Annotated in this window: 4 protein-coding genes; 2 read left to right on the plus strand and 2 right to left on the minus strand. The window is 64.6% G+C overall.

Annotated features, from left to right (window positions below):
* Positions 1 to 72 precede the first annotated feature (72 nt).
* Entirely contained in the window at positions 73 to 1,221 is a 1,149-nt protein-coding gene (holA, locus tag AXK11_RS07310) for a DNA polymerase III subunit delta (RefSeq protein ID WP_068630769.1), read from the plus strand.
* A 339-nt stretch (positions 1,222 to 1,560) separates the two neighbouring features.
* Here holA and AXK11_RS07315 read toward each other — a convergent pair whose 3' ends face one another.
* Complete coding sequence (locus AXK11_RS07315) at positions 1,561 to 2,952, minus strand: extracellular solute-binding protein (RefSeq protein WP_068630771.1); 1,392 nt, start codon at positions 2,950 to 2,952, stop codon at positions 1,561 to 1,563.
* Between the two features lie 635 nt (positions 2,953 to 3,587).
* Between AXK11_RS07315 and purB the strand changes: the two genes are divergently transcribed.
* Positions 3,588 to 4,997 (plus strand): adenylosuccinate lyase, encoded by a 1,410-nt coding sequence (gene purB / locus AXK11_RS07320; protein ID WP_343124259.1) that lies wholly within the window; start codon positions 3,588 to 3,590, stop codon positions 4,995 to 4,997.
* 180 nt (positions 4,998 to 5,177) lie between these two features.
* Here the strand turns inward: purB and AXK11_RS07325 are convergent, their stop codons facing one another.
* Positions 5,178 to 6,437 (minus strand): 6-phosphofructokinase, encoded by a 1,260-nt coding sequence (locus tag AXK11_RS07325; protein WP_068630775.1) that lies wholly within the window; start codon positions 6,435 to 6,437, stop codon positions 5,178 to 5,180.
* Positions 6,438 to 6,657 lie beyond the last annotated feature (220 nt).

Here is a 6,657-nt window from a genome sequence, read left to right on the forward strand (position 1 = left end):
AACGCCGCCTCTCCACGCGCAGTCTCAGACCCTCCCGTTCCTCCCAGCAACTCGCACCCGAAAGAGCAGCCCATGTCGGAAAAACCTTTTAGCTTCATCTGCGGAAACGACGACTTCCTGGTCGACCGCCTCGGCAAGGCGCAGTTTGCCGCGCTGGTGGGCGACTCGCAGGACGAGTTTTCGAGGGAGGTTTTGAGCGGCTTCGCAAACAACGTGGACGAGGTGCGCGCGGCGATCTACCGGCTGCGCGACAGCGTGCAAACGGTCTCCATGTTCGGAGGGGGCGAGCGGCGCGTGGTGTGGTTCAAGGACGTAAACTTCCTGGCCGACAGCGTGACCGGGCGCGCCGAAAGCACCCTCGCCCTGCTCGAAGAGCTCAAGGTGATCCTCAGCCAGATCAACCCGCAGGAGACCGCGCTGCTCATCACTGCCGCGCCCGTCGACCGCCGCCGCGCCTTCCCCAAGTGGTGCGAGAAAAACGCCCGGTTCACGCTGATCGACGACAAGGAGGACGGCGGCGAGACGGCCCTGCTCGGCATCGTCCGCAGCGAGGCCGAGGCGCTGGGCGTAGAAATCGCGCCCGACGCAGCAGCGCTGCTGCTCGCGCGGATCGGCAGCAATACGCGGCTGATCGTCGAGGAGCTGCACAAGCTCGCCAGCTTCGCCAGCGGCGAGGGCGAAGAGGTGGCCGCGCGCGGTGACGCAGCGCAGGCAGGCAGCGGCGCGACAATCGAAGAGGCCCATGTCGCCGAGCTGACGCCCAACGTCGCCGAGGGGGAGTTTTTTGAAACGGCGGAAGCCTTTTTCAGCGGCGACCTGAAGTGGACGCTCGCCGCGCTGCGGCGGCATTTCTTCGCAGGCGGCGATGCGCGCCCGATCCTCGCCGCGCTGCAAAACCGCAACCGCATCCTGATCCAGGTGCGCGCACTGCTCGACGCGGGCGAGGCGCGGCTGGGGCGGCGCGGACTGGAGGGGCTGCCCGCAGCAGCGGCTCTCCACAGCGCCAAATTTGTCGGCGTGACCGAGAAGAGTTCGTACCACCTGTTTTCCCAGCATCCGTTCTACGTAGGAAAACTGGCGGGCGCGGGGCGACTGCCGAGCCTGCGGCGGCTGATCGACAACCAACAGGAATTCATCGCCGCGTTTGAGGAGACGATCAGCCGCCCGCGCGAACAGGAACAGGTGCTCAGCGAGCTCGCCACCCGCTGCCTCGGGGGATGAGGCACCCCAAGACTGCACTACGCGTGCAGCGGTGGCGGGTCGCCACTTCCATTTAATTTGCGATTTTGGTCGGGCGCAAAGCGCCCGACCAAAATCGCAAATTTACATGAAAATCCCCCGACCTCCGGTCGGGCCGGAGACTTAACCCGTAAACTTTTTCGCCGCGCCCCAATGGGTTTCCACTTCATTCAGATTTTGGGCTCCATCCCCTGTCGCAACGCGACAGGGAGGCAAATTTGGGAATCGTGTTTCGCCGCGCAGCGGCGGGGCCGATTCCCAAATTAAACGGCACGTGGCGCCACGCCACCGCCGCCCGCGTTGGGCGGTCGTTGACTCGTTCTATTGGCCTTCTTCCAGAAACACGTTTCGGGAGATGAGTTTTTCGAGTTGGTCCTGGTAATAGTGGAGCAGGCGCAGGGCTTCGGGTTTCAGGTCTTCGGCATCGTAGAGGCCGTTTTTCTCGGCGTAGGCGCGCAGGGCTATGGCGACATTGGTGATGTAGGCGTAGGCGTTGTTCGTGTAGGGCGAGGAGGGGCGCAGCGGCACATCGGGCGCGGCTTCGATGAATAGCGTGCCGGAGGGCTGACCACACACAAAGGGATCGGGCTGGTGGTAAAACGGCTCGCTCCACAGCGACTTCACAGGCGAGAGGATCATCGTCTTGCGCCAAGTCTGCTCGGCGACTTCGGCGGAGGTGTAGAGCGCCTTGGCCATTTCCCAGGCCTCCTCAATGTGCGCGCTGCGCTTATTGATCCCGATCATGGAGCCACCGCGCACGCTGGTGCGGCGGCCGCCTTTGTGAAACGCGGGCAGCGGCATGAGCTTGAGTTTACCGGCGAGGCGCGGGTTCTCCACCTTCCACATGCCCAGCATCCAGTCGGGCACGGTCGTGCCGATGACGAGCCCGTCGAGCATCTGCTTGTGGCCCGAGGCGCTGAGCCGCGGCACGTCGATCGTCGCGCGCTGCGGGCCCGTAATCCATGTCGTGATGGTGGCGAGCGTCTCGGCGTTGCGCTCATTGGCGAAGATGGGATGGTCGTTTTCGTCGAAAATCTGCCCGTCATTCTGGAGGATCAGCATGCTGATCACATCCTCGCTGATCTCGGAAAGGTTGAGCAGGTAGCGGTCGGGGCGGCCGTCGCCATTGCGATCTTCCATGAGCGGGCGCAGTACGCGGAAGTAGTCCTCCCAGGTCTCGATCTGCGACACGTCAATCCCCGCCGCCTCGACGATGTCCGCGCGATAAGCGAGCAGGACGGGGTGCACATCGTGCGGCAGCCCGAAGTGCCGCCCGCGCGAAATTTGTTGGGAAAACGAGGGCTCGTTTATCTGCTCGTAGAGCCCCTCGGCGTGAAGCCGCTCGGTGATGTCCAGAAAACCAATCTGATCGACCGGCCCCAGAAAGGCCTTGGGGAACACGCCCTCATGCATCTCCAGCAGATCGGCAACTGGCGTGCCCGAGAGAAAGCCGGAGAGCATCCGCTGCTCCAGTGAGCGGTCGTGGAGGAGCGTCATCACAAAAGGGCTTTCGGGATGCTCGCGGTTCCACGCCTCGATTTTATCGACATAGGAATCGCGCTGCTGAAAGGCGACGCACCAAAACTGAATCCCCTTGGGCTCCCTGACCGGGATCAACGCAACGGCCACCGTCGTCGCCAACGCCAGAGCGAGAATGACAAGGGCACCAGGTGAGAAGAACCGCTCGGTGAGCGCACACAGGGATTTTTTCATCGGGGGAACTGTGGTCCGGTGCATTGGTGCGAAAGCGGAGGGAGGCGCAGCGCGCCTGAAAGCCACCCAACAGCAACGCGCCGAAAACGCAGTGTGTGCCACAAGAAAGCAGCGGGCAGTTTTACGCAGCCGCCAAAAACGCGGCCCTACGCGGGCTGCGGTGGCGGGGCGCCACGTGCCATTGAATTTGGGAATCGGCCCCGCCGCTGCGCGGCGGAACACGATTCCCAAATTAGCCTCCCTGTCGCGTTGCGACAGGGGATGGAGCCCAAAACGCGAATGGAGTGGAAACCCTATTGGGGCGCGGCGAAAAAGTTAACAGGTTAAACTCCCACCTGAGCTCCGGTCTGGGAGTTCATTCAACTGTGCGGCTTGTTCGTCGGGCGGAACGCCCGACAGCAAGCCGCACAGTAAATGGCAGGGGACACTGACGAGCCGCCAACGAGCGGCTCGCAAAATAAAAGGGTCTGCGACCCCGCCGCCCGCGTAGGGCGCCCTTCCCCCACCGGTCCACTTTCGCCCCTTGCCGAGCGGCGGCGGCTTTGCCCTGCTGCTGCGCTGTGAACGCCAACGCATCGCCCTCCCGCGCCTCTCGCCCTTCCCCGACCGCCCCTCCCTCAGCCGCCCCCGCTCCGATTACCAACGTCCTCGCCGAGCGTTACGCCTCGCCCGCCATGAAGGCGCTGTGGTCGCCCACGGGGCGGATCGGCCTGGAGCGCGACTTCTGGATCGCCGTCATGAAGGGCCAGCGCGAGCTCGGCATCGCAATCCCCGCCGCGGCGATTCGCGACTACGAGCGCGTCAAATCGCAGATCGACCTCGGCTCCATCGACGCGCGCGAACGCGTCACGCTCCACGATGTGAAGGCGCGCATCGAGGAGTTCTCCGGCCTCGCCGGGCGCGAGTTTATCCACCTCGGGCTCACCAGCCGCGACCTCACCGAAAACGTCGAGCAACTCCAGATCCTGCGCGCGCTGCGGCTCGTGCAGTGGAAGGCCGCCGCCGCGCTGCACGGCCTCGCCGCGCAAGCCGCCGCGCACCGCAACCTGCTCCTCACTGGCCGCACGCACAACGTGCCCGCGCAGCCCACCACGCTGGGCAAGCGCATCGCCATGTTTGGCGAAGAGCTGCTCAGCGCCTACACCCGCCTCGGCGAGCTGCTCGACCGCTATCCGGTACGCGGCCTCAAAGGCGCCGTCGGCACGCAGCTCGACCAGCTCACACTGCTCGGCGGCGATTTTAAGAAAACTGCGCAGCTCGAACAGCGCGTCCTCAAGCACCTCGGCTTCAAGGCGGCACTCGGCGCCGTCGGCCAGGTGTACCCGCGCAGCCTCGACTTCGAGGTCGTCACCGCGCTGCACCAGATCGCCGCCGCCGCCGCCAGCTTTGCCACCACGCTGCGCCTCATGGCGGGCCAGGGGCTCCTGACCGAGGGCTTCCAAAAAGGACAGGTCGGCTCGTCGGCCATGCCGCACAAAATGAATGCGCGCAACTGCGAGCGCATCTGCGGCTTCGCCACCATCCTGAGTGGCTACGTCACCATGTGCAGCGGGCTGGCAGGCCACCAGTGGAACGAGGGGGACGTCTCCTGCTCGGTCGTCCGCCGCGTCGCGCTGCCCGACTCGTTTTACGCCATCGACGGGCTGCTCGAAACCTGGCTCAACGTGCTGGGGCAGATGACCGTCTTCCCTGCGGCAATCGCCGCCGAGAGCGAGCGCAACCTGCCCTTCCTCGCGACGACTACGATCCTGATGGAGGCCGTAAAGGCAGGCGCAGGCCGCGAGACCGCGCACGAAGCGATCAAGGAGCACGCGCTCGCCGCGGCGCAGGCCCTGCGCGAAGGCGGCGAGGCCGCACTCGTCGAGCGACTCGCCGGAGACGCCCGCCTCGGGCTGGGCGAGGCCGTGCTGCGCCGCATCCTGTCCGAGACGCACCGCTTCGTCGGTGCCGCGCCCGCCCAGGTCGACCACTTCGTCACCACCGCGCGCACACTCGCCAAAGCCCAAAAAGGCGCCGCCCGCTACCAGCCCATGAAGCTGCTGTAGCGTACGAAAACAGGGCGCGACGCTCGCGGGATGAGCCGCCCCAAGCCACCGTCACGCACACACCCGGGCATGGCCTACGCTATCGCTCGGGCACAAGAAAACGCCCTCCTTTCGGAGGGCGTTTCCCCGTTACAACATTAACAAATCATTCTGTCCACTGAACAAGACAGTCCCGCAGTCTCAGACGATTTCGTAAGGAGGCAATACTTTATCTACGCGTGTTTTCTGGAGCTGGGCAAAGGCGGGGAGCCCGTTTTCGTGAGGCACGATGGACTCGCCCTGAATCAGGGGCTGGGCGTAGCGCGCGAACTGGAAGTTCATGCTCACGCCGTCCTCATTGATCCACTCGGGCGGGAGCAGCTTTACGCCGTTGGCGATGTCGCTGAGCGGCGCGAGGCCCGTCTCGCAGGTGTAGTGCTCGGTCTGCCCGCGCACAAAGGTGACCATCTTGTCGGTCTCTCCCCGGATCGCCGCGCGCACGGCCGCTTGGCCTGCGAGGAAGGCTTCATCGGAGTCGGTCTTGGAGGCCGCGTGCGCAGCGGCGCGCTGGATGAGGCCCGGCTTGGCGACGCGGACTTTCACGCCGGGCAGGCTCCCCTCAATGATCGCCGCGAGCGCGTCGCCGGCTCCGCCGAGCTGCGCATGCCCGAAGGCATCGGTCGCGGTGGACGCCGCGAGGTAGTTGCCATCTGCATCGACAAGTCCTTCGGCGACGACGATCGAGCAAAACTTCTCGCGCTTCAGCACGCGGGAGACATCGGCGACCACCTTCTCCTGGTTAAAGGGGACCTCGGGAAGCAGGATCAGGTGCGGCGGGTCGTGCGGGTGGTCGCGGCGCTTCGCCAGCGCGGCTCCCGCGGCGATCCAGCCCGCCGAGCGGCCCATGACTTCGATGATCGAGACGAGGTCGCCCTGCCCCATCGCTTCGCTATCGCAAGCGACTTCGCGGACGGTCGCCGCGAGGTACTTGATCACGCTGCCGTAGCCCGGGCAGTGGTCGGTGACGGGTAGGTCGTTGTCGATCGTCTTGGGCACGCCGATGACGCGCAGCTCGTAGCCTTGGGCCTGGGCGAGCTTGGAGATTTTATCCGCCGTGTCCTGCGAGTCGTTACCGCCGATGTAGAAAAAGTAGCGGATGTTGTGCGCCTTGAATACTTCGAGCACGCGCTCGAAATCCTGCTGCTTCTTGAGCTTGTAACGGCAGGTGCCCAGTGCCGCCCCGGGCGTGTGGCGCAGCGCGCGAATCTGCTGCTGCGACTCGGCAGCCAGATCGATGAAGTCCTCGTTCAGCAGGCCGAGGACGCCATTCAGCGTGCCGTAAATTTCCTCAATGCACTCGTGATTGAGAGCTTCGGCGATCACACCGGCAACGCTGGCGTTGATGACAGAGGTGGGGCCGCCGGACTGGCCGACCAGGACGTTTCCTGCGAGTTCAGACATGATTGGTGATAAAGAGGTGAGCGTGCGGAAAAATTGAGTGGCGAAGCGTGAGGAGCCGCGCCTCGCACTGGCAAACCTAATCACCTTCCTGTTTTACACGCCAGAGCCACTGCGCGTGCGGTCTTCGACCGTTTTATTGTGCGGTGCACTCGTTGGTGCACCGTCTGGTGTCCCCTGCCATTTACTGTGTGGCTTGCGTGTTGGGCGTACCGCCCAACAC

The organism is Cephaloticoccus primus, from assembly GCF_001580015.1.
Lineage (GTDB): Bacteria > Verrucomicrobiota > Verrucomicrobiia > Opitutales > Opitutaceae > Cephaloticoccus > Cephaloticoccus primus.

Bases quoted from the DNA above. Each gene is read 5' to 3' on its own strand.
- holA (WP_068630769.1), top strand. From the start codon at position 73: ATGTCGGAAAAACCTTTTAGCTTCATCTGCGGAAACGACGACTTCCTG.
- AXK11_RS07315 (WP_068630771.1), bottom strand. From the start codon at position 2,952: ATGAAAAAATCCCTGTGTGCGCTCACCGAGCGGTTCTTCTCACCTGGT.
- AXK11_RS07325 (WP_068630775.1), bottom strand. From the start codon at position 6,437: ATGTCTGAACTCGCAGGAAACGTCCTGGTCGGCCAGTCCGGCGGCCCC.